The 26,094-nt window shown below is 52.6% G+C and carries 28 protein-coding genes; 22 read left to right on the top strand and 6 right to left on the bottom strand.

Annotated elements, in window-relative coordinates; genetic code table 11:
* Positions 1-78 precede the first annotated feature (78 nt).
* The 10 genes from pnuC (at position 79) to IDM48_RS06775 (ending at position 8,832) form a co-directional block, all read left to right on the top strand.
* Entirely contained in the window at positions 79-792 is a 714-nt protein-coding gene (gene pnuC / locus IDM48_RS06820) for a nicotinamide riboside transporter PnuC (RefSeq protein ID WP_068173040.1), read from the top strand.
* The gene (ribD, locus tag IDM48_RS06815; protein ID WP_145174446.1) at positions 782-1,852 is read left to right on the top strand and encodes a bifunctional diaminohydroxyphosphoribosylaminopyrimidine deaminase/5-amino-6-(5-phosphoribosylamino)uracil reductase RibD; all 1,071 of its coding nucleotides are present in this window, start codon (positions 782-784) and stop codon (positions 1,850-1,852) included. Before pnuC ends, ribD begins: the two co-directional genes overlap by 11 nt.
* A gap of 22 nt (positions 1,853-1,874) precedes the next feature.
* Entirely contained in the window at positions 1,875-3,173 is a 1,299-nt protein-coding gene (gene ribB / locus IDM48_RS06810; protein WP_190616635.1) for a 3,4-dihydroxy-2-butanone-4-phosphate synthase, read from the top strand.
* A complete protein-coding gene (locus IDM48_RS06805) occupies positions 3,170-3,892 on the top strand; it encodes a GTP cyclohydrolase II (protein ID WP_151146680.1) in 723 nt (240 codons plus the stop codon). Before ribB ends, IDM48_RS06805 begins: the two co-directional genes overlap by 4 nt.
* Positions 3,889-4,365, top strand: coding sequence for a 6,7-dimethyl-8-ribityllumazine synthase (gene ribH, locus IDM48_RS06800; RefSeq protein WP_068173035.1), 477 nt, complete (start codon positions 3,889-3,891; stop codon positions 4,363-4,365). The genes IDM48_RS06805 and ribH overlap by 4 nt, the downstream gene beginning before the upstream one ends.
* A gap of 93 nt (positions 4,366-4,458) precedes the next feature.
* Complete coding sequence (locus tag IDM48_RS06795) at positions 4,459-5,820, top strand: threonine/serine exporter family protein (RefSeq protein WP_190616633.1); 1,362 nt, start codon at positions 4,459-4,461, stop codon at positions 5,818-5,820.
* A gap of 80 nt (positions 5,821-5,900) precedes the next feature.
* Positions 5,901-6,164, top strand: coding sequence for a phosphoribosyl-ATP diphosphatase (locus tag IDM48_RS06790; RefSeq protein ID WP_068173034.1), 264 nt, complete (start codon positions 5,901-5,903; stop codon positions 6,162-6,164).
* Positions 6,165-6,180: 16 nt separating this feature from the next.
* On the top strand, positions 6,181-7,026 hold the full coding sequence (gene hisG / locus IDM48_RS06785; protein WP_190616631.1) for an ATP phosphoribosyltransferase: 846 nt from the start codon (positions 6,181-6,183) through the stop codon (positions 7,024-7,026).
* An 8-nt stretch (positions 7,027-7,034) separates the two neighbouring features.
* The gene (hisF, locus tag IDM48_RS06780; RefSeq protein WP_068173028.1) at positions 7,035-7,796 is read left to right on the top strand and encodes an imidazole glycerol phosphate synthase subunit HisF; all 762 of its coding nucleotides are present in this window, start codon (positions 7,035-7,037) and stop codon (positions 7,794-7,796) included.
* Entirely contained in the window at positions 7,762-8,832 is a 1,071-nt protein-coding gene (locus IDM48_RS06775) for an endonuclease/exonuclease/phosphatase family protein (RefSeq protein ID WP_190616629.1), read from the top strand. Before hisF ends, IDM48_RS06775 begins: the two co-directional genes overlap by 35 nt.
* Positions 8,833-8,926: 94 nt before the next feature.
* Here IDM48_RS06775 and IDM48_RS06770 read toward each other — a convergent pair whose 3' ends face one another.
* On the bottom strand, positions 8,927-9,568 hold the full coding sequence (locus IDM48_RS06770; protein ID WP_151146668.1) for a TIGR03085 family metal-binding protein: 642 nt from the start codon (positions 9,566-9,568) through the stop codon (positions 8,927-8,929).
* Positions 9,569-9,619: 51 nt separating this feature from the next.
* On the opposite strand from IDM48_RS06770, the gene hisI reads away from it, so the two are divergent.
* From hisI to IDM48_RS06725, 9 genes are all read left to right on the top strand, one after another.
* The gene (hisI, locus tag IDM48_RS06765) at positions 9,620-10,018 is read left to right on the top strand and encodes a phosphoribosyl-AMP cyclohydrolase (protein WP_190616627.1); all 399 of its coding nucleotides are present in this window, start codon (positions 9,620-9,622) and stop codon (positions 10,016-10,018) included.
* 86 nt (positions 10,019-10,104) lie between these two features.
* Complete coding sequence (locus IDM48_RS06760) at positions 10,105-11,691, top strand: anthranilate synthase component I (RefSeq protein ID WP_190616625.1); 1,587 nt, start codon at positions 10,105-10,107, stop codon at positions 11,689-11,691.
* A complete protein-coding gene (locus IDM48_RS06755; RefSeq protein WP_083147369.1) occupies positions 11,692-12,261 on the top strand; it encodes a Trp biosynthesis-associated membrane protein in 570 nt (189 codons plus the stop codon).
* Between the two features lie 151 nt (positions 12,262-12,412).
* Positions 12,413-12,664: an HGxxPAAW family protein gene (locus IDM48_RS06750; protein WP_068173021.1), complete on the top strand. Its 252-nt coding sequence runs from the start codon at positions 12,413-12,415 to the stop codon at positions 12,662-12,664.
* 81 nt (positions 12,665-12,745) lie between these two features.
* Positions 12,746-13,576 (top strand): indole-3-glycerol phosphate synthase TrpC, encoded by an 831-nt coding sequence (trpC, locus tag IDM48_RS06745; protein WP_190616624.1) that lies wholly within the window; start codon positions 12,746-12,748, stop codon positions 13,574-13,576.
* Between the two features lie 16 nt (positions 13,577-13,592).
* On the top strand, positions 13,593-14,930 hold the full coding sequence (gene trpB / locus IDM48_RS06740; protein ID WP_068173019.1) for a tryptophan synthase subunit beta: 1,338 nt from the start codon (positions 13,593-13,595) through the stop codon (positions 14,928-14,930).
* A complete protein-coding gene (gene trpA, locus IDM48_RS06735) occupies positions 14,930-15,781 on the top strand; it encodes a tryptophan synthase subunit alpha (RefSeq protein ID WP_145174468.1) in 852 nt (283 codons plus the stop codon). The genes trpB and trpA overlap by 1 nt, the downstream gene beginning before the upstream one ends.
* Positions 15,781-16,659 (top strand): prolipoprotein diacylglyceryl transferase, encoded by an 879-nt coding sequence (lgt, locus tag IDM48_RS06730; protein ID WP_190616622.1) that lies wholly within the window; start codon positions 15,781-15,783, stop codon positions 16,657-16,659. The genes trpA and lgt overlap by 1 nt, the downstream gene beginning before the upstream one ends.
* Positions 16,660-17,006: 347 nt before the next feature.
* Entirely contained in the window at positions 17,007-19,484 is a 2,478-nt protein-coding gene (locus tag IDM48_RS06725; protein WP_190616621.1) for an ExeM/NucH family extracellular endonuclease, read from the top strand.
* Between the two features lie 89 nt (positions 19,485-19,573).
* Here IDM48_RS06725 and IDM48_RS06715 read toward each other — a convergent pair whose 3' ends face one another.
* Positions 19,574-20,152 (bottom strand): flavodoxin domain-containing protein, encoded by a 579-nt coding sequence (locus IDM48_RS06715; RefSeq protein WP_190616619.1) that lies wholly within the window; start codon positions 20,150-20,152, stop codon positions 19,574-19,576.
* A gap of 331 nt (positions 20,153-20,483) precedes the next feature.
* Here IDM48_RS06715 and pyk point away from each other — a divergent pair, with 331 nt between their 5' ends.
* A complete protein-coding gene (pyk, locus tag IDM48_RS06710) occupies positions 20,484-21,971 on the top strand; it encodes a pyruvate kinase (protein ID WP_190616617.1) in 1,488 nt (495 codons plus the stop codon).
* Positions 21,972-22,059: 88 nt separating this feature from the next.
* On the opposite strand, the gene IDM48_RS06705 is transcribed toward pyk, so the two are convergent.
* Complete coding sequence (locus IDM48_RS06705) at positions 22,060-22,626, bottom strand: hypothetical protein (protein ID WP_190616616.1); 567 nt, start codon at positions 22,624-22,626, stop codon at positions 22,060-22,062.
* A 406-nt stretch (positions 22,627-23,032) separates the two neighbouring features.
* Positions 23,033-24,199 (bottom strand): tyrosine-type recombinase/integrase, encoded by a 1,167-nt coding sequence (locus IDM48_RS06700; RefSeq protein ID WP_190616614.1) that lies wholly within the window; start codon positions 24,197-24,199, stop codon positions 23,033-23,035.
* 215 nt (positions 24,200-24,414) lie between these two features.
* On the opposite strand from IDM48_RS06700, the gene IDM48_RS06695 reads away from it, so the two are divergent.
* Together IDM48_RS06695 and IDM48_RS06690 are read left to right on the top strand one after the other, a co-directional pair.
* A complete protein-coding gene (locus IDM48_RS06695) occupies positions 24,415-24,735 on the top strand; it encodes a hypothetical protein (RefSeq protein WP_141669448.1) in 321 nt (106 codons plus the stop codon).
* 101 nt (positions 24,736-24,836) lie between these two features.
* Positions 24,837-25,043, top strand: a complete 207-nt coding sequence (locus IDM48_RS06690) for a hypothetical protein (protein WP_068173004.1) — start codon at positions 24,837-24,839, stop codon at positions 25,041-25,043.
* A 48-nt stretch (positions 25,044-25,091) separates the two neighbouring features.
* Here IDM48_RS06690 and IDM48_RS11765 read toward each other — a convergent pair whose 3' ends face one another.
* Together IDM48_RS11765 and IDM48_RS11865 are read right to left on the bottom strand one after the other, a co-directional pair.
* A complete protein-coding gene (locus tag IDM48_RS11765; protein ID WP_338019213.1) occupies positions 25,092-25,754 on the bottom strand; it encodes a PH domain-containing protein in 663 nt (220 codons plus the stop codon).
* Positions 25,702-25,923: a helix-turn-helix domain-containing protein gene (locus IDM48_RS11865; RefSeq protein WP_420803883.1), complete on the bottom strand. Its 222-nt coding sequence runs from the start codon at positions 25,921-25,923 to the stop codon at positions 25,702-25,704. The genes IDM48_RS11765 and IDM48_RS11865 overlap by 53 nt, the downstream gene beginning before the upstream one ends.
* Positions 25,924-26,094 lie beyond the last annotated feature (171 nt).

The raw sequence follows: 26,094 nt of genomic DNA, 5'->3' as shown, positions 1-26,094 counted from the left end.
AGTGCCGATTTGGGCTCCTACGGGCGTCCACGCATGAAAACGCTTTGTTCTCCCCGGAGCCTCCGCGAAAGGGAAACAATGGAATTTCTGCGGTGGCTCTTCGACGCTCAGTGGCAGATTGGCGATCAATCACTGTTGGTGCGCGAAGTCCTCGGAAATGTATTCGGTCTAGCCAGCGCGCTAGGTGGTATGAGACGTAAAGTGTGGGCGTGGCCAGTAGGAATCGCCGGGAATGCGCTTCTTTTCACCGTCTTTTTGGGCTCTGTTTTTGGGTCCCCCCACGCCATCAATATGCTCGGTCAAGCGGGCAGGCAAATCATGTTTATTGCCGTTTCAATCTGGGGCTGGTACCGGTGGAAGGCTTCAAAGAATCAAGGCGGCTCTGCCGTCGTTCCCCACTGGGCTAGCGGCAAAGAACGTCTGTTTCTCATCTTAGCAATGATAGCGGGCACCGGTCTTTTGACACCTGTTTTCCGAGCACTCGGTTCTTACGAGCCCGTGTGGTCAGACGCATGGATTTTCATGGGGTCATTGCTGGCGACCTACGGCATGGCGCGAGGCTGGGTCGAATTCTGGCTCATTTGGGTAGCCGTAGATTTGGTGGGTGTACCTTTGCTATGGTCTGCCGGTTACTATGCGACCGCGCTGATGTACGTGTTCTACGGAATCTTTACGTTGACCGGCTTCTTCGTGTGGTGGCGTACTCGAAACCGAGAAATGGCGCGCGTTGAAGTAGAGACTAATTTTCCTGACCCCACTGTCAATACCGTAGAAGCATCCCATGAACGCTAAGCTCTTGCATTTACCCAAGCACGGAACTTATTTGAGTGAAAACTCAGCTATGAGCCTGGCTTTAGAAGCGGCATCCCAGGGGGTGCGCGGGGCAAACCCACTAGTGGGCGCTGTTATATGCGACGCCGAGGGGCGGTTCCTCACCGCAGGATGGCACCGCGGAGCAGGCACCGCACATGCAGAAGCCGATGCCCTGGCTAACGCCCGTGACCGGGGAATCGACGTGACCGGTGCGCACATGTTTGTGACACTAGAACCTTGCAACCACACCGGTAGAACCGGTCCCTGCTCCCACGCTATTGCAGATGCTGGTATTGCATCGGTGACGTTTTCAGAAGCAGACAGAACCAGCCAAGCCTCAGGCGGGGCACAGTATCTTGCATCCCGTGGAGTGAACGTTGAATCGGGGTTGCTGAGTACAGCAGCGCAGAAACTAAACCGCCGATGGTTTGACACGACATCCTCCGCTCGCCCCTGGGTAAGCGCCAAAATCGCTTCAACTCTTGACGGCTATATTGCGGCAGCAGATGGCAGCAGCCAATGGATTACGGGGGCTGAGGCGCGATTAGACGGCCATTCAATTCGTGCTCGTGTTGATGCCATCGTGGTGGGAACTCAGACGTTCTTTGATGACCAGCCCCGTCTGACCGCCAGAGATGCACAAGGGAACAACCTGCCCCATCAGCCACTGCGCGTGGTGATGGGGGAGCGGAAGCTGGATGATAAGACCGCCGATGGGCAACCAGAAAACTTTCTGCATATAGCGACTCGGAACCCGCGCGTCGTGCTGGCCGAACTGCAACGACGCGGCGTCAAGCACCTGTTGATTGAAGGTGGACCCACCATTATTTCGGCCTTTTTAGACGCTGATGCGGTGGACGAAATCTTTTGGTATCAAGCCCCCAAAATTCTAGGTACAGGCAAGAGCGCCATTCCCGATTTGGGCATTGAGACTCTGGCGCAGGTGCGCCGCTGGGAACTGGATGATTTAGGTATGACTCCGGCGCTCACTCGCTTGGGGGATGACCTCCGAGTGCATCTAGCGCCGGGTGCTCACTAAGTATTTGAAAGAAGAGAAAACTATGTTTACAGGTATCATCGGAGCCGTTGGCTCAGTAGAAAAAATCGAACCCGCTGTGAACTCTGTCGGGGACCAAGAATCTGCGGTGATTACTATTCAAGCAGGTGAGATTGTCGACGATCTGGAACACGGTGGATCGCTGGCAGTCAACGGAGTGTGCCTCACCGCTACACGCACGGAGAACGTGCAGCCGGGCATCTTCGTCGCTGACGTGATGGGTGAAACGCTCGCACGCACCAACTTAGGGAAGATGCAACCTGGTACTCGCGTAAATTTGGAACGCTGCATGCCAGCGGGCGGCAGGTTTGATGGCCACGTAGTGCAGGGACATGTGGACGGGGTAGGCACCGTGGCTGCCGTCACCGAGCATGAAAGCTGGCGAACGATTCGCTTTGATATTCCTACCCGCTTAGCTGCTCACCTGACCGAAAAAGGTTCTATTGCTGTCAACGGCACTTCGTTGACTGTCACCGCCGTTTCCCCAGCCTCCGCCGATCATAGTTGGTTTGAAGTCGGCCTCATTCCAGCTACCCTCGAAGCTACTGTTTTAGGGGAAATCCAGGTAGGTGACACGGTCAACCTTGAAACCGATGCGCTCGCCAAATACGTTCAGCGCCTCCTGGAATTCTCTACTTTTACCGCCGGAATCACCGTTCAACCTGAACTTGCCGAGCAGTACCAGAATCGTATCCATCTCAATACGGTGAACGAAGCGGTGGACGCGATTGCCAACGGTCGCGCTGTGGTTGTAGTGGACGATGAGAACCGCGAGAACGAAGGCGATATTATCTTCGCCGCAGAACATGCTACTTCCGAGCTCATGGGATTCACCATCCGCTATACGTCCGGGGTAATTTGCACGCCATTGCCCGGTGCGCGCGCCGATAAGCTGAATCTTCCTCCAATGCTTGCCCACAATCAGGACCCCAAGGGAACCGCATACACCGTTTCCTGTGATGCGGCAGATGGAATTTCCACCGGGATTTCTGCTGCCGACCGGGCACTGACCGCGCGTATCTTAGCTGATGCACAGTCTGGAGCGGCGTCATTGACCCGCCCCGGGCATATCTTCCCCTTACGTGCTGTGGACGGCGGCGTCAACGAACGCCCCGGACACACTGAAGCTGCAGTGGAACTGTGTACCCTAGCAGGGCTATCGGGTGTAGGCGTCATCGCCGAATTAGTTCATGACGATGGGTCGATGATGCGATTTGATGCTCTGCGAACTTTCGCCACCGAACATAACCTGCCTATGATTTCGATTGAAGATTTAGCGCAGTATGTTCAGGGGAATCGATGAACGAATACCAACAAACGCGAAAGATTGAGCAGCCGGATTCGAAAGAGCTGACTCCTGTAGTTAAGCCCCGCCTGATAGCGCAGAGCCCCGCAGTCTGCGTTCCTACAGCGCACGGTCACTTTAAGATGATGGCATGGCAGTTTGCCGACGGCAGCGAGCATCTTTCCCTCCAAGCAGTTGATGCGGAGGGAAACCCTAGAACTGTTTCTGGAGATAAAAACGATGCGCGATTATTCGGTCCCGCCGTTCGTATTCATTCAGAATGTGCCACCGGTGATATCTTCGGGTCTTTTCGCTGCGACTGCGGTGCGCAGCTAGCTCAGGGTCTTCGCATCATTCAAGAACGAGGCGGTTACCTGATTTACGTCCGGCAACATGAAGGACGAGGGATAGGTCTAGTAAATAAGCTCCGCGCCTATAGTCTGCAGAGTGAGGGTCTTGATACCGTCGATGCCAACCTTGCCCAAGGACTCGCAGCAGACCAACGAGACTACCGGCAGACTGCCGTGATTCTCCGAGCGTTGGGACTGGACACTATTCAGCTCATCAGCAATAATCCCGCTAAGAAACAAGCACTTTTAGAATTGGGAATCAGAATCAGCGGTTTGATCTCTGATGAAATTGAACCCCGCCCCGAAAACCATACCTACTTAGAAACTAAACGTGAGCGGATGAACCATTTGCTCACTCCATCCCACCATCAGAAGGACACACCATGAGCGGCGCAGGCGCAGCACCCACCACCTTGAATCCAGAAACCATGAAAGATTTAAAAGTTGCCATTATTGCGGCGTCTTGGCATACCACCGTGATGGATGGTTTAGTTGCCGGTGGACAGCGCGCAACTGCCGATGCCGGTATCAAGAACCCTACGCTGGTACGGGTCCCAGGCACTTTCGAACTCTCAGTGGCAGCAGCTCAGCTAGCAGAATCACACGACGCCGTTGTGGCTCTAGGCGTGGTAATTCGCGGCGGAACTCCGCACTTTGATTATGTATGCCAATCAGCAACACAAGGCCTCACTCAGGTATCAGTCAACTCCAAAACTCCTGTGGGCTTTGGAGTGCTGACATGCGACAATGAACAACAAGCGCTAGAGCGCGCCGGACTGGAAGGCTCCTCAGAAGATAAGGGATATGAAGCAACCGCAGCTGCTCTAGAGACTGCCTTACTTTTGAAAAACCTATCCTAATTGCGGACGGCGGTTCATGTGGGCTGAAAAGTTCGCTCAAAGTACGGGTCGATAAAGATTGTTAACAACGAGTTGCCTAGTATGGTCAATTCAATGACCACCCAACACCGAATCTACGACTTTATGATTCTCGTGGGGGACTCCTTGATTCGCAGTGGTGCGAGCTCGGCGTCCACCACGAGAACTCTTCTTGCCATTGCCCAAGCTGAAGGCAAACAGAACGTTACGGTGAGCGTGACTCTGGGGCAGCTTTCGGTCAGTGACACAGATGGAATCGACGGCATACCTTATACCGATATGCACGAAATAGCCCCAGGCGTTCTTAATATCGGATGGCGAAGCACCACAGAAGAAATAGTCGCTGATTACTTGCTCAAGCGGCTGACTCTTGAAGAGGCCCATCAGGAGCTGGAGCGCAGAATCGACCGTCAGTCTGAGCCTTCCAACCTAGCGGTTACTCTGGGGTTTGGAATTTTGGGCGGAGGCTTTAGCCTGCTTCTGAATGCACAGACTTTGACCATGGTGGGCGCTGCTATTACTGCCCTCTTTGTATCCATCAGCTTCAACACGTTGGATCGATCTCGCGTACCTGGGATTTTTAGGTATGCGTTGGCCGGTTTTATCGCTGTTTTTATTGCAACTATCTATTGCCTTATTACTTCAGCTGATTCTGTGGCTGTTTGCATCGTTTCAGCTCTTGCGGGGCAGCTTGCTGGAATTGCTGTCTACGGAGCAACTCAGGATGCCATGATGGGCTGGTACCTTTCAGCTACTGGACGTATGGTTGAGGCAACTATGTCCACAGCCGGCCTGGTCTCCGGTGTGGCTGTATGCATGGGATTGATGAATCATTTCTTGAACGAAGATTTCACTTACTTGCAACCACTCAGTTCAGAGACCACCCCGCTGCTGAAGCAAATGGTGGGCGCGGCGCTGGTCACCGCTGGCTTTTCTTTGGCAAGCGGTGGGAGGAATTTGCGCCTGCTCATACTGGGCGGTTTAGGATTGGGTGCCACGCTGTTGCACTTCGTCATTGGCAATGTTTTGCCCTTTAGCCCTTTCACCGCTACCACCGTGGCATCAATTTGTGTGGGGGCAGTAGGAGTACTTATCTCCAAACAAATCCATCTCACTTCCAACGCCATTATGATGCTGGCTCTTCTGCCGCTGATTCCGGGGATGATGCTTTACCAGGGCATGCTGGGCTCGCTGTACAACGAGCCGGATTCTTTCAGCATCCTTAAAGAAGCACTGGTCCTTTTCTACTGTCTCTCAGTGGGCGGAACTACAGGTCAGATGATTGTCTCTGAATCCATGTGGGCTATTCGTAAACGGCAATTTACCCACAGATACCCGGGAAAAGTGTTCAACAAAATCATGGTGGAAGAACGAAATGCCCAAGACGTTATTTTGCCCGTCTTTAGCAGACCGTTTAGCCGTTCTATTCATAAATAAGAAAAATTCCCGTGTTTTGCATCTGAGAAAAATGCGGGGTTTCCTTTAACCGAGAGCTCTTCATCACATACAGTAGAAGAGTGAAAACATTTGATTCGCTTTTTGCAGAGCTCACCGATAAAGCCTCAGAACGCCCCGAAGGTTCAGGTACCGTTGCCGAACTGGATTCCGGCGTGCACGGGATTGGCAAGAAGATTGTAGAAGAAGCTGCAGAAGTATGGATGGCTGCAGAATTTCAATCCGACGCCGAATTCGCAGAGGAAGCCTCGCAACTGATTTATCATTTGCAGGTCATGATGATCGCCAAGGGACTGACTCCCGAAGATATCTATAAGTACCTCTAAATTCTAGGATTTCATCATGTTGCGTGTAGCTGTACCCAATAAAGGCGCCCTCTCTGAAGCTGCCACTCAAATGCTCAAAGAATCTGGCTATCTTCAGCGCCGTGATTCGCGCGAGTTGGTTATTGCCGATGCCGAGAACGACGTCGAGTTCTTCTACCTTCGCCCCCGCGATATCGCAGTGTATGTGGGTAAAGGAACGCTCGACGTCGGCATCACCGGTCGCGATTTATTGCAGGATTCTGAAGCACCTGCCCAAGAGGTGATGGGGTTAGATTTTGCGCGTTCAACTTTTCACTTCGCTGGTCCAAAAGGTAAATTCACTTCAATCGAGCAGCTCAACGGCAAACGGATTGCAACCTCTTATTCCAAGCTGGTGCGTCGTTATCTGCAGGAAAATAACATTGATGCCGCAGTGACTCGTTTGGATGGCGCCATCGAATCCTCCATCCGACTGGGAGTAGCCGACGCCATCGCCGACGTCGTAGAAACCGGCAATACTATGCGTGCTGCGGGGCTAGAACCCTTTGGGGAAGCTCTGATGAAGAGCGAGGCTTTGCTCATCAAACGCGCTGGTGTTGAAGATAGGAGCGGATTAGATAAGTTGGCACGCCGCCTGCGTGGCGTTTTGATTGCCCGCCAGTATGTCCTGATGGACTACGACATCGACCAGGCTTTACTGCCCCGCGCTACCGCCATTACTCCTGGGCTCGAAGCGCCTACCATTTCGCCGCTGGAACGCGACGGCTGGGTGGCTGTTCGCTCCATGGTTCCGCGAACTGCCGTCAACAAAATTATGGATGAGCTCTACGAGATTGGCGCTCGCGCTATCTTGGTCTCGCCCATTCAAGCTGCTCGACTTTAGGAGTCATCATGGGTGTTGCAATTCGTGTTATTCCCTGTTTGGACGTCGATAACGGACGAGTAGTCAAAGGTGTAAATTTCGAGGGATTGCGTGATGCCGGGGACCCGGTAGAACTGGGGAAGAAATACAACGAGGCGGGGGCAGATGAGCTGACCTTTCTCGACGTCACTGCTTCTAGCACTGACCGTGAAACTACTTTTGATGTAGTAGCTCAAACTGCCGAAACGGTCTTTATTCCGCTGACCGTCGGTGGTGGAGTGCGAACAGCTGACGATGTCGCTCAGCTACTTCGCACCGGTGCCGACAAAGCATCTATCAACACAGCTGCTATCGCCCGGCCCGATGTGATCAACGAAATCGTGGAGCGTTTCGGTTCACAGGTTTTGGTGCTATCGGTGGATGCTCGGCGTAATGCACAGATGCCTTCAGGCTTTGAAGTTACTACCCATGGTGGAAGAAATTCTGCAGGATTAGATGCCGTTGAATGGGTGGAAGAAGCGCAGAAACGCGGGGTGGGCGAGATATTGCTGAATTCTATCGACGCTGATGGCACCAAAGCCGGTTTTGATGTGGAGATGATTCGCGCTGTCCGCGCCGCGGCGTCTCTACCGCTGATTGCTTCCGGCGGGGCAGGTGCACCTGAGCATTTTCCTGCTGCTATTGAGGCAGGAGCTGATGCGGTGCTGGCGGCGTCTATCTTCCACTTCGGGGAAGTGTCCATTGCTGAGGTGAAAGATGCCATCCGTGCAGCTGGGTTCGAGGTTCGTTAAGAAGCACCGCTCCCGGCAGCGGAAAACCCTTATTAGGGTTTTACTCTGGTTGATTACAGCGGCAGTAGCGGTGGTTGTGCTGTGCCCGGCGCTTGGGTTCTCGCGGTGGATGAGTGTCCGGCTTGGGTTTGCCCAAGTACTGGCTTTCAGTCGCATCGCAGGTCTTGTACTTTTGGTCATGGTGGCTTGCATAGTTTTGGCGCAAATATGTATCCGGCGTCCAGAAGACAATTCTAAAAAACTGACGTGGGGTTTTATCTTTTTGCTGGTGTGGGCGGGGTTGGGTGTCTATCTGGTGGCATTTCCTCAAGGGACGAGCGGGCAGGTTGCTGCCGCCGATATGGTATCGACTAGAACACTTAAAATTGTTTCGTTTAATAGCCAGGACACCGTCAATGCCGAGAACCTTCGCCACCTTGATGATGCCTTTCACGCAGATGTCTATGTTTTTCCAGAAGGTGGCGTTTCCACCGTCTCCACTGCGACCCAAGGAGCTGGCCTTACTGGAACCCTGTTTGAACCGCGGACTCAAGATTTTGGTGGATTGTATTCTGAGGCGGTAGCCCCCACTACAATTTTTGTGCGTTCATCCGCAGGGAATTTCGAGCAAAAGCCCGGTATTTCACTGTCCTTTGGTAGCGTTCGTCTAGAGTCTAAAACAGCGAATCCACTGACCATTCTGGGCGTGCATACCGCGCCGCCTTTACCTGCGCTGATGAGTAATTGGCGTAATGATTTAGGGCTCGTGGGCGAGTTCGACCGGCAGATAAATGATACCCAGTCCACCATCGTGGTAGGAGACTTCAACGCCACGATGAGACACGGGGAAATGGCTGACCTGGAAAACCTTCATGACGCCGCACAGCTTGCCCGGCAGGAGCGGGGCACTTGGCCGACGTCGTGGCCGTCGGCAGCATCAGCACCCATCGATCATATTCTGGTGAGCTCAGGAATTTCTGTAGAACGATTTGAAACTATTGTCTTAGACAATGGAGACCATCGGGCGATTTTTACAGAACTCAAAGTTGCTGACTAGTGCTTGAACCGTTTGTACCAGATGGCGTGCACCGTACCAGAATTTTCCCCGGTACAGTGCACATCATCTGGTACAAACTGCCTCAATATGTGAGTTAGGAAAGTTCTACCTTTGCGTGGTCTTCACGTCCGAAGAGGTACAACGCCAATTCACCCGGCTCACCGGTGAGAATTGTTGCAGGGATGTTTTCCTTCGGCTCAATCACTGTAAAGTATCCATCGACAAAGCCGGGGGCTTCCACAATCAGACCGTGTGGGAAGTTCTTTGCCGCCATCATCTTGGCGCGCGAGCGCACATCCTCCCAGATAGCCTGCTGAGTTTCGTGGTTCAATACGCGGGCTTTCCACTCAGGACGCGCACGGCGTACGTCTTCGATATGCACAAAGTATTCGATGAGGTTGAGTTTGCGGTCTACCTTGGTGGCGAGTTTGCGCATTTTGAGGTAGCCGTCGAGATTTTCAAAGCGGTCGAGTGCACGATCGTAGGCTTCTCGCTCAATCAGGCTTTCTGCGCGATAGTTGGTCACCTTGGTAGTGCGCTCACTGAGGAACGGCACCACGATTCCTGCGGCGGTTAGGAATTCGGTTTCGCGCAGCACGAGGTGTGCCAGCAGGTGGCGGCACTGCCAGCCTTCACACAGGGTGGGGTCGGTCGGCTGTGCTTGGCGTAGTGTCTGAACCAAGGCGGTGCGTTCTTCGCGGATGATTTGGGCTGGGGTTAGTGTTTGCTGAGTCATATAATGATTCTTTCACTGTTTCCCGCCCGCCTGAACATCTGAAGGATGAAAATGAGCGAAAAACTTTCTGAATCTAGAGATCTCGACCCTCACATTGCCGCTCGGCTCAAACGGGATGAGAACGGATTGTTTGCTGCAATTATTCAGCAGCATGACACCGCAGAAGTTCTTATGCTGGGGTGGATGAACGACGAAGCATTGCGGCGGACGTTGGCTGAAGGGCGGGTTACTTTTTGGTCTCGTTCGCGGCAGGAATTTTGGTGTAAGGGCGATACTTCAGGGCATTTTCAGCTTGTGAAGAAGGTACAGCTAGATTGCGACGGCGACGCCCTGCTTATTCAGGTCGATCAGGTAGGAGCCGCCTGCCATACCGGTTCCAGGACCTGTTTTGAAGCAGGGGGAGAGCTGCCCGCCGCCGTCGGCAACCGCCCGGTCGAACCTTCAGAGTAAAATCACGGGATTCCTTTGCCGCCGAGGTATTTTGACCTATCGACTAAGATGGCATGCAAAGCACGTTTTTCTAAGGACTTTTCACTGTGCAGGATTTAGGCAACATTTCGCTTGATCTCGAAGAATTTCGCGAACTTGCGCGGACCCGCAGGGTTATTCCCGTACACACCACCATTTTGGCGGATTCGCTCACTCCTATTGGGATTTATCGGGCGCTCGTTGAGCGAGAGGGGTGGGCACCTGCCGGTACTTTTTTGCTGGAATCTGCGGCGGAGGATGCCAGGTGGTCCCGGTATTCTTTCATTGGGGCTAGCTCCCGGGCTACTCTAACGACTCGCGAGGGTGAAGTGCTCTGGCAAGGAGAAACTCCTGCAGGGGCACCGGTAGATGGTGATCCTGTGGAAGCCATTCGCAAGACATTGGAAATCTTGCATACGGAAAAATTTGAGGGCTTACCGCCGCTGACTAGCGGTTTAGTCGGTTATATGGGCTGGGATGTTGCCCGCCACTGGGAGAAACTACCTCACAGGCCCCAGGACGATGTTAACCTGCCTGAGTTTGCGCTCAATCTCGTGAGCGATATGGCGATTCACGACAACACCGATGGCACCGTGACTTTAGTTGCCAACGCGGTGAATTTCAACGGCACCGATTCCAACGTTGATGAAGCTTACGCAGACGCCGTCGAGCGTATCGAAGCGATGCTGGAGAAACTAGCGAGTCCTCTGGCAACTACTACCGTTTCGACTTTGCACGGCACAGAGTCTGTAGAAGAGAAAACCCGGACTGAGGTTATTCATAGCTGGGACGAGCAAGGCTTTTTAGCCGCTATAGATAAATCGAAGAAAAATATTCTTGATGGCGATGTCTTCCAAATTGTGGTGTCCCGTCGTTTTGAGGCTGAGAACAAAGCGAAAGCGTTGGATGTTTATCGCATTCTGCGCCAAAGCAACCCCTCACCTTATATGTATCTGTTCAATTTAGAGGACCATCAGGGAGAGCCCTTCCATATTGTGGGGTCGTCTCCTGAAGCGTTAGTGACGCTCAAAGACGGTGTAGCAACTACTCACCCCATTGCTGGTTCGCGCCCGCGAGGGGTCGACGACGTCCACGACCGGGCACTGGCTGAGGAATTGCTGGCAGATGAAAAAGAACGTTCTGAGCACCTGATGCTCATCGATTTGGCGCGTAACGATATTTCCCGTATTGCTGTACCCGGTACGGTGAGCGTTTCGCAGTTCATGGAGATTGAACGTTTTAGCCACATCATGCATATCTCTTCGACCGTCACCGCTTCCCTGCGTGAGGGGATGTCTGCCTATGATGTGCTAAGGGTGGCTTTCCCCGCTGGTACGCTTTCGGGGGCTCCTAAGCCTCGTGCCATGCAACTTCTGGACGAATATGAGCCAGTAGCACGCGGTATTTACGGGGGAGTGTGCGGCTATTTTGATTTTGCGGGAAACATGGATATGGCCATTGCTATACGCACCGCGCTCCTCAAAGGAAATAAAGCGTATGTACAAGCGGGCGCTGGTATCGTGATGGATTCTGACCCTGCTTCAGAAGCACTGGAAACCGTCAATAAATCGGCTGCACCTCTGCGAGCAGTGCTCACCGCTTCGGGGCTAGAACCCCTAGATACCTCTCTCAACCGCCTTTCGAAGGAGAGCTAATTGTCTTCATCTATGACACGCCCTGGAACAGTGATGCTGATTTCCCTGGGTGCTGCCGCCATTGCTTTTGGGACCACGTTGCCCACCTGGGTCATCGTTCACGTAAAGAATACTCTGAGCTCACCCACTATTGAAGTTGCTGGATCTGACGCCGCCCCGGCGGTAAGTTCGTTAGCCTTGGTATCGCTAGCTGCCTCAGTTGCTATCCGGATTGCAGGGCCCAAGCTACGGTGGGCAATCAGTGCCATTATGGCGCTGGCTGGATTGGGTATGATTCTATCCATTTTCTCGGTAGCGCAGGATCCTGGCTCAGCAACCCTCACAGAGGTGGGCAACGCTACCGGTATGGCAGATTCCAGCAGCGACTTCACGGTGACGTTCTGGCCCTGGCTTGCACTTTGTATGGCGGTAGTCCTTTTCATCAACGCCCTGTGGACAGCCTATGTGTCCCGATCCTGGCCCGTGCGTCGTAAATACGAGCGTGCTGTCCGCACCGAACATGAAGACCTCGACGAAATCGACACCTGGGATTCGTTCTCCGCAGGAGAAGATCCCACAGCTCGCGTATAAGAACCCTTACACAGTGAAAAGTTGCATCAAATGGGGCAACATATGGACTCAATGAACACGAGTTCTAAATTTTCACCTAGAATCATTAAGAAGAACTCTCCGCAGAATACTTTCACACGTTTCGCGGGTCACATACGTTCAAGGAGAAAACATGGCAGAGAAGCAGCTGACGCTCACTCCCGAGGTTCCCTACCCTAACCACGGTAACACCGTAGCGGCATGGGCCCTTGTTTCTATTACCGTTATTGGCGCTATCATTGCAGCTGTCGGTTTTGATACTTTCCATTGGCCAGTTGTTATTGCAGGTGCAGTAGTGATGGTTGTTGGCGTTATCGTTGGCATCGTACTTCGCGCAGCTGGTTACGGCCAGGGCGGTTCGAAGACCAAATACAAGCATCACTAAACCATCCGGGTGAATTGATGGTGGGCGCCTCGCATCGTAGCGGGGCGCTTTTTTAATAGGTGATAAGGAGTTGGTAGCAAGATGACAACAGTTTTAGACGACATTATTGTGGGTGTTCGTCAAGATATGGACGAGCGTAAAGCTCAGGTACCGCTGGAAGAAATGAAGGAAAAAGCTGCGCACGCTCCTGCGGCACTTGATGCGCTGGCGGCTCTGCGCGGGGCTTCGGAAGATACCCTTGAGGTGATTTCAGAAGTCAAGCGATCATCGCCTTCTAAAGGTGCGCTTTCTGATATTCCTGACCCTGCCGATCTTGCTGCCGCCTACGAAGCGGGTGGAGCTGCAGCAATCTCCGTGCTGACTGAACAACGTCGATTCAAGGGGTCGCTAGCTGATCTCAAAGCAGTTCGCGAACGAGTTTCCATCCCCGTACTGCGCAAAGATTTCACCGTGGATGAGTACCAAATTTATGAGGCGCGGGCATATGGCGCCGATTTGGTTCTGCTGATTGTGGCGGCGCTCGATGATGAGACCCTCCAGCGTTTTCTTGACCTCACCCACGAATTGGGCATGAGCGCCCTGGTAGAAACCCATACCCCGGAGGAAATCGAACGGGCAAAAGCGGTAGGTGCTCGCATCGTGGGAGTCAACGTGCGTAACCTGAAAACCCTAGAGGTCGATAATTCGAACTTTGAAAAGCTTGCCCATCTCCTGCCTGAAGATGCCGTCACCATCGCCGAATCAGGAGTGCTCTCTGCACAGGAGGTAGCCGACTACGCCTCCCACGGCGCCCAAGCTATTTTGGTCGGTGAAGCTTTGGTGCAATCTGGCGAACCTACCGAAACAGTCCAGCTATTCCGCGAGACAGGTCAACGCGCCCGTCACGAATTTTTGAACCATCTAAAGAACTAAGGCAAAGGAATAAGAGATGTCCGAACAACTGGCAGATGCCTTTTTGAACCCCCAAGAATCCGATTCGCTGAAGAACGCGCCTGGCCCTTACTTCGGCAAGTACGGTGGTCAGTGGATGCCCGAATCATTGATGGCAGCGATGGAAGAACTAGAGGAAACCTTCAACAAAGCGAAGGAAGACACTGAGTTCATGGAAGAATTTCAGCGCCTCTCCCGCGAATATTCCAACCGTCCTTCTTTGCTAACCGAGGCACCTCGATTCTCAGAACATGCCGGGGGAGTCCGTTTCTTCCTCAAACGTGAGGACCTCAACCACACCGGCTCGCACAAGATTAACAACGTGATTGGTCAGGCGCTTTTGGCAAAGCGCATGGGCAAGACCCGCTTGATTGCTGAAACCGGTGCCGGCCAGCACGGTGTGGCAACCGCAACCGCCGCAGCGCTCTTTGGCATGGAATGCGTGGTGTACATGGGGGAGGAAGACACCGAACGTCAGGCTCTGAACGTTGCGCGTATGCAGCTTCTGGGGGCAACCGTGATTGCGGTTCAAACCGGATCTCGTACCCTCAAAGACGCCATTAACGAAGCTTTGCGTGACTGGGTAGCCAACGTGGAAAACACTCACTACCTGCTAGGAACTGCTGCCGGGGCGCATCCTTTCCCCGCCATGGTGCGCTTCTTCCATGACGCCATTGGTACCGAAGCCCGCGAGCAAATCCAAGAACTCACCGGCAAACTACCCGACGGCATCGCAGCCTGTGTCGGTGGCGGCTCCAACGCCATCGGCATGTTCCATGCTTTCCTCGACGACCGCGACGTCCAAATCTTTGGCTTCGAAGCAGGCGGAGACGGTATCGATACTCCTCGCCACGCCGCAACCATCAACCTGGGCCGCCCCGGTGTCCTGCACGGCGCAGTAACCTACCTGATGCAAAATGAAGACGGTCAAATCATCGAATCTCACTCCATTTCCGCAGGTTTGGATTACCCCGGCGTTGGTCCCGAGCACTCCTACCTGAACGACATCGGACGCGTCAGCTACCAGCCGGTTACCGACGCCGAAGCCATGGACGCCCTCCGCCTGCTCTGCCAGACCGAAGGCATTATTCCCGCCATCGAATCTGCCCACGCGCTGGCAGGTGCTCTGCGCGTTGCCAACGAATGGGCGAAAGAAGACCCCGAGGGCGCTCGCGAGAAAATCATGATCGTCTGCCTCTCTGGCCGTGGCGATAAAGACATGGGAACGGCTCTGGAATGGTTCAAGTTGGGCAAGGCAATCCCTAGCTCATCTTTGACCACCGGTAACACTGAGGCAACTAACGAGCGCAAAGCGCAGAAAAGCGAGCAGAAGTAATGACTTATCAGGATGCAATTTCTGGCGCAGCTAAGTATTCTGTGCTGAATAAATCGTTCCCCGCACCCAACACCGACTCAAAGCTGGCGGCAAAAATCGCTCAGTGCAAGGCTGAGGGGCGCCCCGCTTTGGTCGGGTATTTGCCCGTGGGTTATCCCAGCGTGGAAGAATCGATTGCTGCTGCTATTGAACTGGGCAAAAACGGTGCAGACATCATTGAACTGGGCATTCCTTATTCTGACCCTGTAATGGATGGTCCCGTCATTCAGAAGGCAACAGAAGAAGCCATCGAGAACGGCTTCCGCCTTACCGATACCTTCCGCGCCACACGAGAGATTACCGCAGCGTGCGATGCCGTTGTTACCGTCATGACCTACTGGAACCCCATTCTGCGTTTTGGCGTCGATGAATTTGCCCGCGAATTTTCTGAAGCTGGTGGCTCTGGTCTCATTACCCCGGATTTGGTTCCCAACGAGGCATCAGAGTGGTTTGAAGTATCGGAAAAATACGGTCTTGACCGTATCTTCCTGGCGGCTATTTCCAGCTCAACGGAACGTTTGCACATGATTTCTGAGGCATCCTCCGGCTTCGTCTATGCAGTGTCGGTGATGGGCGTGACGGGCGCTCGCTCGTCGGTCAATAACGCCGCGCACTCCCTGGTGGAGAATCTCCGCTCGGCTGGCGCTCCTAATGTGTGCGTTGGCTTGGGTGTTTCTAAGCGCGAGCATGTAGAAGAAATCGGTGCCTATGCCGACGGTGTGATTGTGGGTACTGCCTTGGTCAAGGCATTGCAGTCCGGCGGGCCCGAGGCAGTGGGTCAGCTCGCGCGCGAACTAGCGGGGCGTCAGTAATGCTCCATAGTTCCTCTGATTCACTGATTCTTGCCTCTATTCCTTCACCCTCTGTTAGTTCGTTCCCCGTGGGACCGTTCACCGTACACATTTATGCACTGTGTATCTTGACGGGTATTGCCGTGTGCCTTTGGCTCACGAGCGTGCGGTGGACGCGCAAGGGGGAGAACTCCGATAACATGTGGGATATTGCTCTGTGGGCTATCCCTTTTGGCATAGTAGGTGCGCGCGCCTATCACGTGCTTATTACTGACCCCCAAAGCTACTTTGGTCCCGGGGTTGACCCCTGGGGCTGGGCAAAAATCTGGGAGGGTGGCATCGGCATTATGGGCGCCATCTCAGTCGGTGCTTTGGGTGCTTGGATTGCCTGCAAACGCTACGGGGTTTCGTTGGCCAAATTTGCCGACGCCGCCGCGCCGGGTATCTTGCTTGCACAGGCATTCGGTCGTTGGGGCAACTGGTTCAACCAGGAACTTTTCGGTAAACCAACCACGCTGCCCTGGGGACTAGAAATCGATCCGAGGTCGGCGAATTTTCCCTCGCAGTATCCTGCAGAAACTCTCTTTCACCCTACTTTTCTCTATGAGTCGGTATGGAATCTGCTGGGTGCTATCTTGCTGATAGTGCTGGGGCGAAAAGCTGCTCTGAAGCTGGGGCAGACTTTTTGGCTTTACGTGCTGTGGTATGGAATCGGCAGGTTCATGATTGAGGTCTTTTTGCGCATTGACCACTCAGAAATGCTGTGGGGACTGCGCATCCACATTTGGACTTCAGGGTTCCTGATTCTGCTGGGTCTAGTCGGGTTTCTGATTGCAGGTGCTCGGGGACGCCGGAAGGTTCAGCTAGACGGCGAACAGCAGGTATCTGTGCGGGTTTAGTTATTTCTAAGTGGTTGAAAAGCGGGTAAGTTTCTAAGGGACTTACCCGCTTTTTCGCCCTTTTTGGGCATCTTTGGCAATTTATATCTATTTCTCATTACGCAGGCAAGAGAAAAATTCCGAGAAAATTTCTAGCTGCGACAACTAACTGTCAGCGGCTAAAATTCATACCACAGGGGTAGTAATGGGAGCGAAAAGAATGCTAAAGACTAGAACCGCCATCGATTCTTAACCCAACATTCATCGTTGAATCTGCCGGAAAACATCAAGCTGAATTTAAACTTTTGAGAGAGCCTCTTCACACTGGCTCAATCCACACCACGTATATTTTAGCTAAGGATTCTCTCGTGAGCTCAGCTTCAACTTCCCGAAAGCTGGCGGCATCGCTTTCGGTCGCCACCGCCGCATTCGTCGTCGCCGTTCCGATTGCGGCGTCGTCCACCACCGCTGCATCAGCCGCTGAAATAACCAGCATTGCGGACATCCAGGGCACCTCAGATACCTCTCCATTGGTCAATAAAACAGTGACCACCAGCGGTCAAGTCACCGCAGTCTACGCTGAGGGCGGGCTGCGCGGTTACACCATTCAAACCGCTGGAACCGGGGGAGAGAACGACCCTACTCCGGGTATCTCAGATGGTCTCTTCATCTATTCACCGGACACCGTCGGATCGGTACATATCGGAGACTACGTAGAAGTTACCGGCACCATTTCCGAATACCACGGTCTAACCCAGATGACTGTTGCCCAAGGCAAAATACGCCAGGTTCCCACCCGTATCATCCCAGTTCAGCCCTATAAGGGTGCTTTCCCTGACACCTCGGCAGGGCGCGAAGAACTGGAGAGCATGTTGCTCCAGCCCACCGGTAATATTACGGTGACCGATAACTTCAACACTAACCGCTACGGCGAAATCAAGCTGACCAGCGGCACCACACCGTTGCGCACTGCCACCGACGTCGTTGCTCCAGGTGAAGCCGCCAAAGCATACGAGGCGGCTAACGCCGAAAAAGATTTCATTGTGGACGACGGCGCTACTGTTGATTACACCCGAGGTGGCAAAGACATCCCGCTACCTTATCTTTCTGAGCAGAACCCCGTGCGCGTTGGTTCGGCTGTCACGTTCACTCAACCCACGGTGTTGCTGTATAGCTTCGATGAGTGGCGCTTGAACCCTACCGAGCCCATCACCGGTGCCAGCAATCCCGCCACAATTCCCGCAACGTTCACCAACACCCGCACTGCAGCCCCTGAAAAGGTGGGTGGGGATTACACTATCGCCAGCTTCAACGTGCTCAACTATTTCTCCACCACCGGCGATGAACTCACCGGTTGCACGTTCTACACTGACCGCGCCAAGAACCCCATTACGGTCAATAGCGGCTGTGATGCGCGCGGTGCTGCCAACGATGAAAACCTCAAGCGCCAACAAGACAAAATCGTCGCCGCCATCAACACCATGAACACCTCTATTCTCTCCCTAGAAGAAATCGAGAACTCAGCGGCATTCGGCAAGAACCGCGACGAAGCATTGAACACCTTGGTGGCAGCGCTGAATGATGATGCCGGATTTGAGCGGTGGAAGGCAGTTCCTTCACCGGAGGCGCTCCCTGGTCAAGAAGATGTCATTCGCACCGCTTTCATCTATCAAGATGACCAGGTTCAACCTCAAGGTGATTCTGAAATCTTGCTTGATTCGGATGCATTCAATAATGCCCGTAAACCGCTAGCGCAAACCTTCGAACCTGTTGGATCAAAGGTTAAAGGCGATGAATTCGTAGCCATCGTCAACCATTTCAAGTCTAAGGGCTCAGGTTCTGGCGTAAATGCCGATCAGGGCGATGGTCAAGGCGCCTCCAACGCCGATCGCAAGAAGCAGGCACAAGCTCTGGTAGCTTTTGCGGACCAGGAGAAAAAAGAAAATAAAACAGACAACGTTGTTCTGCTCGGTGACTTCAACTCTTACTCAAAAGAAGATCCTATGAAGATTCTGGCAGATGCTGGATACATCAACATTGGTGATCAATTCGACGCCGGTTACTCTTATGTTTATAGCGGACGCCAGGGCAGCCTGGACCACGTGTTGGCTTCTCCCTCTATGTTCAAACAGGTGACCGGGGCAGATGTTTGGAACATCAACTCCGTAGAATCCATTGCTTTTGAATACAGCCGCTATAACTACAACGCTACAAACTTCTACCAGCCCAACGCCTACCGTTCCTCCGATCACGATCCAAAGGTCGTGGGTTTCAACTTGCGCGCGGATGCTCCCATTTCGTTTACCGACGTCCCGGGAAACTCACCCTTCTATTCTGAAATCATGTGGCTGGCTCAGTCCGGTATTACTCAGGGGTGGGATGACGGCACCTTCCGCCCGCATGACAACATCTCCCGCGGGGCAATGGCTGCTTTTTTCTACCGCATGGCGGGTGAACCTGAGTACAACGCGCCAGCTCAGTCCAAGTTCTCTGATGTTTCCACCACACATCCCTTCTATAAGGAAATTTCATGGATGGCAGAGCAGGGGATTACTACCGGCTGGGCAGACGGTACTTTCCGCCCCGAAGCTCCTGTAGAACGTGCAGCGATGGCAGCATTCTTCTATCGCGTAGCAGGTTCCCCTCACTATGTAGCACCTCGTAGCGCTGAATTCTCTGATGTTCAGCCCGGTGGAGCATTCTATAAAGAAATCTCCTGGATGCATTCTAAGGGTATTTCTACAGGTTGGGACGACGGCACCTACCGCCCTGCTGATCCCATCAAGCGTGATGCAATGGCTGCTTTTATTTACCGCTATGAGCACAATGTAGCAGGCAAAAAGTAAGAGTCCTGTCCGCTCAAGCAGTCCAATAAGAAAGTGCTCCTCCTACTCGTTGAGTAGGAGGAGCACTTTGTTAAGAGTAGAAAATCCTCTTATTTTTGGAGCATCTCCGCCACGGTGGCTACCAGCGGCTTAGTATCTTCACGGTTGGTGTAATCACCGCCGCCGTTGTCGAATGATTCCACCATCTGCTTGTCATATTCGTTGGCGTGGGGCTTGAGCTTGTATGCGGTACGCACGCCAGCTAGAACCGTCTTGTGGGTTCGTGTCATCTGGGAAAGGTCTAGACCACCACGGAAGTGGAACATGGGACGACCGCCGGCAATCTCTTCTTTGTAGCTCTTGAGCACACGGTTATCGAGATATTCGCGGGGATATACTGCAAGCCCGTTGAAGCACACGGTGAAGAAAACCCGGTGCGGAACTTTAGCCATTGCTTCGCGACGTTTGCGCAGAGTGGGCGCGCCGGTGAGGAAGCCACCCAGGTAGCTTGCGCCTACGATGAGGACGTCGGCGGATTCAATGAGCTCATCGGTAGCCTCGGCAATGGGGGAGAGAATCACGGTGGGTTGGGTCTCCAGTTCCCGCAAATCTTCTGCAATCCACCGAGAGTAGCGTTCGGTGAATCCGTAGTTTGAACCGTAGAGAATTACTACGTTTTTTGATGTCACAGTTATGTCCTTGCTTGCAAAGTTTTAGTCATATTTTTCTGACTAAAAATGTTTGTTTACCTGCCAGGATAGAACAGAAACGGCGGGGAAGAAACCATCACGGAGCTAATGTGAGTTTTTGTGGGTTAGATGGAGGAATTGACGGACTGGATGGTGATTTTCTTGAACAATCCCACAGAACACCACGTATAATAGGGAATGTTGAGTTGGGTTTTGAAGTGAGAATGTGTGAACTATTGGGAAGTTTCCCACGGAAAGTTCAGATTGCACATATGCTCACCTTCCCCATGCCCCTATTGTTACGACTACTGAACTGACTAAGGTTTAACACATGAGACGCGCAAAAATTGTATGTACTATTGGTCCGGCAATATCTTCCCCCGAAAAACTTGCAGCAGCGATTGAAGCTGGCATGAACGTAGCTCGTTTGAACATGAGCCACGGCACGCACGATGTTCATACGGAGTCCTACACTAACCTGCGCGAGCAGAGCCAGAAGCTCGGCCGCAACGTCGCAATTCTTGCTGACTTGCAGGGGCCTAAGATTCGTCTGGAAACCTTTGAAAACGGTGCGGAAGTTCTTGAGCCCGGCGACACCTTCAAAATCACCATTGATGATGTTGCAGGTAACAAAGAGATTTGTGGAACTACCTACAAGGGGTTGCCCGGCGACGTGAGGCCCGGCGATACTCTGCTCATTGATGACGGCAAAATCCGCCTGCAGGCTGTAGAAGTAGACGAGCGCACCGTCACTACCCGCGTCGTCGTTGGCGGTCCTGTTTCCAACAACAAGGGTATTAACCTACCGGGTGTTGCAGTTTCTATCCCTGCGCTTACTCCTAAAGACGAAATTGATCTTCGCTTCGCTCTGAAGCTTGGCGTAGACATTATTGCGCTCTCTTTCGTGCGTTCTGGGAACGACATCATTCGCGTTCACGAAATCATGGAAGAAGAAGGCGTCAAGCTTCCCGTCATTGCAAAGATCGAGAAGCCCCAGGCAGTTGAAAACTTGCAGGATATTGTGGATAAATTCGACGGCATCATGGTTGCTCGTGGCGATCTCGGTGTTGAATATCCTCTGGAAGAAGTTCCTCTGGTGCAGAAACGCGCCATTGAACTTGCTCGCCGTTGGGCTAAGCCCGTGATTGTGGCTACCCAGGTTCTGGAAACTATGATAAATAACCCCACACCTACTCGCGCTGAGGCATCTGACTGCGCAAACGCCATCCTCGATGGCGCAGATGCTGTGATGCTTTCTGGCGAGACTTCAGTGGGTAAGTACCCCATTATCACCATTCAGACGATGGGGCGCATTATTGCGGCTACCGAAGAGCGCGGTCTGTACCGTGTACCCCCGTTGGGAACTGCTCCGAAGACTCGCGGTGGCGCAATCACCCGCGCGGCTGTAAACGTTGCAGATCAGCTCGATACCGATTTCATTACCACCTTTACACAGTCAGGTGATACCGCTCGACGTCTGGCTCGTTTGCGTCCCGCAAAACCGGTCATTGCGTTCACCCCGGATCCCAAGGTTCGCGCATTCCTTGCTTTGCTGTGGGGCGTACAAACCGTTCAGGCAAGTAGCGTAGGGAATACGGATGAGATGACCGCTTTGGTTGATCGCTACCTGTTGGCTAATAAGTTATCCGAGCCCGGTAAGTTGATTGTAATGGCTGCAGGTTCACCTCCCGGAGTAGCCGGTTCAACCAACCTATTGAAGGTTCACCGCGTTGGAGATATGGACGACGCCGGTGCGGTGCTCCCTGAAGAGCGTGAGAAGCTAGGACCCTGGTTGGATGACCAGAACATTCACGGCTAATCTTTTTTGATTGTGAATCAGAAATAAAAAGGACTCGTTCCCGTTGGGGGAGCGAGTCCTTTTTACCTGGTGGTGTCTGAGAGAATCACTAACAATGATCGACCATGCCCTCGTCTTCAGCATTGGCATAGGTGAGTTTGTATTCGCCTTTGTTATTTCTGGTGACATCAATGACGTAAAAATCGTAGGCGGTATATCCTTCTTGGGCTTTTCCGGTGTAGTCCAAAAATGATTGATCCCCGTATTTCATCTCGGAAATATCAACACATGCGTACATTTTGAAGGCGTCCGTATTGTCGTCACCTTTGTAGAATTCGGGAGCATTTTGGCTTCGGCTGTCTTTGTAAACAGTTCCTTTCATCAATCCTAAAGGTTTTTGCCCGTCGTCAGCCGCTGCTTTTCCAATCTCCATGAACCCATAAATGAAACTGGCGAATGCTGTATCTATATTGTCTTTGGTGATCAGCTGATCCAGCTGCTCGTTGGTGAAATCGTTGTACAGCGCCTTGTTCATGGGATCCACAATCTGTTGCTCAAAGATGGCGCTGGCTTCGTCGACAGCTTGGGTTTTGGCATCTTTGGGCGCGGAATCGGCGCAGGAACTCAACAACAGCGTGGAGGAAGCTATGAGCAACGGAAGAATTTTGAGTTTCATGTGCGTTCGTTCGTAGATTATGTATCGGGGCTCTAAGGATACAACCAATTCTTGAAAAATATCTGGGATATTTCAACATATAACATCTAGATTTTGAGGTCACGGATTAGCGTATCGCCAAGGGGACAGTGGAATTTGAAATTGGCATGTGAGGAATACCTTGTCAACAAAAAACCCTCTCTTGTCAACAAGAGAGGGTTTGTAACGCTCAAGCTAAGCGTTGAATGGTGCCCAAGGTGGGACTCGAACCCACACTCCTAAGAACCGTATTTTGAGTTTTCCGGGGTTTTGTGGCGGGTCGTGACCGGTCATGACTTTTCGCGCGATTCCGGGGTTTTTACACCAGTTTTCGTGGCGGGTGGTGGCATTACGTTTTTTTCAACTACGTGCGGAACTACGTGCAAAACTAACCGAATAAAGCAGCGTTCACCTGTACCGCAACGTCCCGCTCCATCTCCTCCAGAACATGTTGATACCGGTTAAGCATGGTCGCCGACGACCAGCCCATCATCTGCATAGTCACCCTCGGGTTCACCCCGAGCGCGAGGAGAGTGGTCGCCGCAGTATGCCTGGCGTCATGGACACGCATATCCAAACCCATCTCCCCAGTTATCTGCTTCCAGTGTTTCCGGTCGTAGGCTGGCATGATCTGTTTACCCTGCTGTGTAGCAAAGACCAGGTCCCACGACTTCCCCTCAACGTCATACGCCCCTACCCAGGCTGGCCCCTGCTCGAGCCTCCACTTTGCTTGCAGCACCCGATGATGCCGAAAAACGCGAATAAGCTCGGCCGGTAGAGCAATAGTACGCACCCCCGAGGCGGTCTTAGGGCTTTTCATAGTGAACCCTCCACCAGGTACGAGCGCGAGGGAGCGACGCACATACAGTAACCCTTCGTCTAGGTTGACGTCGTCCCAGCACAGCCCGAGCCTTTCGCCTTGGCGTAGGCCGAGAGCGAGGGCTACGGTAAAGGATGGTCCCCACTGGTCGTTGAAGCGGAGCGTGGATATGAGCGCCTTGGCTTGGGCTGGGGTCATGACGGTGGGTTCGAAGGCTGCCGGGCGTGGTGGTTTGATGCGCTCGATAGGGTTGCGGGGTATGAGGTCGCGGTGTACGGCGTCTTTGAGGCATTTGGAGAGGACACGGTAGACCTTGAGGACGGTGGATTCGCTCCTGCCAGCTTCGCGCATGTTTTGCAGGACGCGTTCGATATGTAGGGCTGTGACTTTGTGAAGCTCTTGGCCGGCTACGGGCTGGGTGAGCACCCAGCATCCGAGTTGTTGTTTGTAGTCGCGCCTGGAGCGGTCGAAGACTTCGTTTTTGGCGATGGTTTCTAGCCAGTAGTTTATCCAGGTGGCTAGGGTTGTTTTTTCTGGGTTTTCGAGTAGCCCGTTGTCGAGGTTCTTTTTCCAGGCTCGGTGTTTAGCGCGTGCTTCGGCTGCGGTTTTGCCTGTGAATGATTTGCGGACGGGGCGTCCGGTGGTGGTGGCTGTGGTTGAGGCGGTGATTTGCCAGCGGCCGTCTTTGCGTTTGTAGGGTTTGGTGCCCTCACCGTCAGCTCTGCGAGTGGACATGGTACTGATATCCTTACGAGGGTTGCTAATGAGAAAGAAAACTATGCATGGCTAATAATTCAAATAATTCTGTTACTCCACTTTGGGTCAAAATCGTTTCAGTACTATATTTTGTGGCGTTAGTGCTTCTTGTATTTATTCTGCTTGTAATAGCAATACTCCTTATAGTTTTGATCGCTCCCTTTGATTCTCATCAGTGGTCCGTCATAGGTGATGTGTCACGTAACACCTCTGGTTGGGTAGCATTGTTCGCTGCTGCTGGAACTATTACGGCCATGCACATCACTAACCGCTCGCGTGAGAAGGAAGCCGCTAGTAGTAATTTTCGTGACCATTTGCAATGGGCAGTTGAGAGGGCAGCCGACAACGAAAATCAGTTTGAGGTTGCTTTCGCGCAAGCAGTAATCCAGCATTTTGCCAACAACAAACCTAAACATCTCTCCAACGAGGAACACGAACTGGTTCTTGAGGTGCGCCAGACTCTGGAAAACATGCAGGTCATCGAAGATCAGCCTGCCACCGAAGATTCACAGTAAAAAATTTCCTTTGAATTTCATTTTGGGACTGTATAGTGAGGGTTACAGGAAGAACTTTCTAGCTCGCTAGGATGGGATTCCTGTGAAAGGAGACATGCCCCATGACAACAAAATCATCACAATTTAAGGGTTTGCCTGCCCCTCGTCCTTTGAGTGAGGAGCGCGCGAGGAAGCTCGTTGCGGAGCAGCGTCGCCAGATGGCAGCTGATAACGCTCGACTTCGCCAAGAAGAGCAGAACCCTACTTTTAGAAATACGCTCAAGCGCAAAGGTGCTTTGGGTACGCTTCGTTGGGCTCTTGCCCAGTAAGTTTTTTACTATCCCCGCCCCACCAATGCTGGTGGAGCGGGGTCTTTTTTATTTAAGGACGTTTTCGCTGATGAGTCGGTCAATCTTTCGGACATCGAGTCCTTTGCGGATTCTTATTTTAATGTGCCCCATTTTTGTCCAGAGCTCTAGTTCTTCGTCTCGGTCGAGAGATGATGCAGAGTTCTCGGATGACCACATGTGAATAGAGGAGTAGGGCAAGGAGTACATTTCAACTTTCTTCCCTGTGAGTCCTTGAGCATCACGGACAATGAGTCGTTTGTTGGTGAACGTTGCTGAATCTCTGAAGGTTTTAAAGGAGACGATGGGGTGTTCGTTGGTGGTGAGGATTTGGGGGAGGTCAGCGGGGTGCTGGATTTCTGAGATGAGAGTCCAGGCGAGGATTGCGTTAGTGGTTGGTGTTGGCATTTTTTTACTTTCTCGTGAGTGGTGTTGCGCGAATACGTGAAGGATTCGTTGGGTGACCCCTAGTTCATTAGCGATGTAGGGGAGGTTGTTAGGGTATGCCTTCAGTACGCATTGGTATTCATCGGGGTCGATGATGATTGCTGTTCCGGTCCATAGTCCGTGGATGTTGTGGGGGAGTTCCTCCCAATGGACGTCGATGTTGAGGGATTCGGCGTGTTGGAAGGGCTCGTAGTTATTCAAAGATTTCGTCTGCGCCTTTCGGTTCATCTGATCGGTAAGCGGCAAGGGCGAAACTTTCGTACTGGAGAGCTCTCTCTGCTCGACGTACAACTTCGGAAGGCTTGGCCCCTAGCGCCTTACATAGTTGATCTAATTCATTAGTGTTTAGTGGAGATTCTGAGTTGTATACGGATTTACTGAGGCGGTTTCGACTGATGCCTGTCTGTTCTTCCATGCTTACGAGAGTCTGTGATTGACGGGTCATAAGGACTTTGATTTCTTCATTCAGTAGTTCACTGAATCTGTTTGCTTTTCCGGTTCCTTTACGTGGCATATAAGGAACTTTACCCCAGTTTCAAAACTTTTTCCCTTTTTTGTTTGATAATTCCCTATTTGGTGAATTAGT

Origin of the sequence: Rothia amarae, from assembly GCF_014705945.2 — a bacterium.
In the GTDB taxonomy this organism is placed as follows: Bacteria; Actinomycetota; Actinomycetes; order Actinomycetales; family Micrococcaceae; genus Rothia; species Rothia amarae.
Note: the sequence above shows the minus strand (reverse complement) of the source record. Positions and strands in the feature narration are given on the sequence as shown.